The organism is Micromonospora maritima, from assembly GCF_902825405.1.
In the GTDB taxonomy this organism is placed as follows: domain Bacteria; phylum Actinomycetota; class Actinomycetes; order Mycobacteriales; family Micromonosporaceae; genus Micromonospora; species Micromonospora maritima.
This window is the reverse complement of sequence record NZ_CADEAU010000769.1, coordinates 1-1,821: the sequence shown is the minus strand read 5'-3', so window position 1 is coordinate 1,821 and position 1,821 is coordinate 1. Positions and strand designations below refer to the sequence as shown.

Genomic DNA, 1,821 nt, shown 5'->3' with positions numbered 1-1,821 from the left:
CGCCGGGCGCCCGCCCCGGTCCGGGCGGCCCGGGGCGGGAGCGCGGGGAGTGAGCCGGTGCGGCGAGGCCCGCAGGCGCGAACAGCGGTGGCCCGCTCAGTACGCGTAGGTGACCGAGATCGTCGCGGCCGGGCAGTTGTTCGCCCAACTGGTCAGCGCGTCCTTCTCCGCGCTGTCCACGGTGAGCCGCCACCGGACCTTCACCGCCACCCACTCGCCGACGTAGCGGCACCGGGCCGATGCGTACGGCGGCAGCCAGGTGGCCGGGTCCTGGTCGCCCTTGGCCTGGTTGACGTTGTCGGTGACCGCCGCCAGCGCGCGGGCGTCACCCAGGTCGTTCGCGTACGCCTGGCGGCGGCTGGTGGTCCAGCCGCGCGCGCCGGAGTCCCACGCCTCGGCCAGCGGCACCATGTGGTCGATGTCCAGGTCGCCGGTAACGGTCCAGGTCGCGGCGTCGTAGTAGGAGTACCAGCGGCCGCCGGAGAGCGTGCAGGTGCCGCTGATCGTCGGCGTGGTGGTCGCCTCGGCGTAGAGCACCTCGTTGCGGGTGTGGCAGCCGTCGCCGTCGGCGTCGATCCAGTGCGGGAAGAGGTCGCGGCTGTATCCGGTGCGGACCTCGGTGGCGACGGTGAGGCCGGCGACGGCGGTGGTGAGCGGCGCCGAGTAGCCGGCGGCCGGGGCGGGCCGGGCGAGACCGAGGGTGGCGGCCACGATCGCGGTCAGGCTGATGGCCGTGGCGCGCAGGGTGCGGGGCATGGGAACTCCGTCCGAAAGAGTTGGCGGTTACCTGCACCCATACAGACAGACATGGAAGTAATGAGCCAGATCAACTTCCGTGAACATCGGATGAAGGTCGGCCGCCACCTGCGCGGACGTCGGGAATACGGCTGTGCCGGCCGGCCCGGCGGGCTACCGTCACCGGAGTACGGGCCGGCGCCGGGTCAGAAGCGCCGCGTCCACGCCCGCGCCGTCCGGTTGATGCGGCGGAGACGCCCGAGGGCGAGCATGGGTACGACGAAAGGGGCGGAGATGACCGACGAGGTGATGTCGAAGGTTCCGCCGGACCCGGCCCCCGCGCTGACCACGCCGGCCGGACCACCGCCGGTCGGGCCGCCGAGCAGCCTCGACCTGTGGGCCCGCGCCCAGGTGCTGCACCGCTGCTTCGGCGACGACGACGGCGAGCCGCACATCATGCGCGGCCTGGACTGACCGCGACCGGATCAGGCGACCGAGGCGGCACCGAGCAGCGCGGCCGTCGGCAGTGCCAACCGCCCGTCGGCCTCCCGGAGCCCGGCGGTGAGCCGGTCGTACTCCCGGCGGATGCGGTCCCGCACCGCCGGCTCCTGCCGTTGCAGGACGAAGCCCACCGCGCTGATGCCGGCCGCCGGCCCGGCCCACCAGTCCTCCGGATCCGTGCGGTGGGTCCAGGCCACTGTCGCGCACACCGCGTCGGTAAGCCCGGCTGCGTCCAGCAGACCGGTCACGCCGGCCTCGGTGCGCGGGAAGTCCCGCCCGGGCGCCAGCCGCGGCAGGTCCGCCGGCGGGGTCACCCCGGCGGCCCCGATCGCCTCGCCCCACAGCCGTTGCAGGGGCGGATGCGGTGACGGCCAGAGCGTCACCGCCACCCGCCCGCCGGGGCGTACCACCCGGCGCAGCTCCGCCAGCGCGGCGGCCGGGTCGCCGACGTGGTTGAGCACGAAGTTGGCCACCGCCGCGTCGAACCGCGCGTCGGGGAAGGGCAACCGCGGCAGCGCGGCGCCGACCAGGCCGGCTCCGGCCGCGCTCGCCCGGGCCTGCACCAGCATGCTCGCCTCCGCGTCG

Annotated in this window: 3 protein-coding genes; 1 reads left to right on the top strand and 2 read right to left on the bottom strand. The window is 75.0% G+C overall.

What is annotated here, in order from left to right; translation table 11 throughout:
• Nucleotides 1-96: 96 nt before the first annotated feature.
• Complete coding sequence (locus tag HUW36_RS32110) at nt 97-756, bottom strand: HNH endonuclease family protein (RefSeq protein ID WP_174531492.1); 660 nt, start codon at nt 754-756, stop codon at nt 97-99.
• A 273-nt stretch (nt 757-1,029) separates the two neighbouring features.
• Here HUW36_RS32110 and HUW36_RS32105 point away from each other — a divergent pair, with 273 nt between their 5' ends.
• On the top strand, nt 1,030-1,209 hold the full coding sequence (locus tag HUW36_RS32105) for a hypothetical protein (RefSeq protein ID WP_174531491.1): 180 nt from the start codon (nt 1,030-1,032) through the stop codon (nt 1,207-1,209).
• Between the two features lie 11 nt (nt 1,210-1,220).
• Here HUW36_RS32105 and HUW36_RS32100 read toward each other — a convergent pair.
• The coding region (locus HUW36_RS32100; protein ID WP_174531490.1) for a class I SAM-dependent methyltransferase at nt 1,221-1,821 on the bottom strand (601 nt) is incomplete at its 5' end.

Bases quoted from the DNA above. Each gene is read 5' to 3' on its own strand.
- HUW36_RS32110 (WP_174531492.1), bottom strand. From the start codon at position 756: ATGCCCCGCACCCTGCGCGCCACGGCCATCAGCCTGACCGCGATCGTG.
- HUW36_RS32105 (WP_174531491.1), top strand. From the start codon at position 1,030: ATGACCGACGAGGTGATGTCGAAGGTTCCGCCGGACCCGGCCCCCGCG.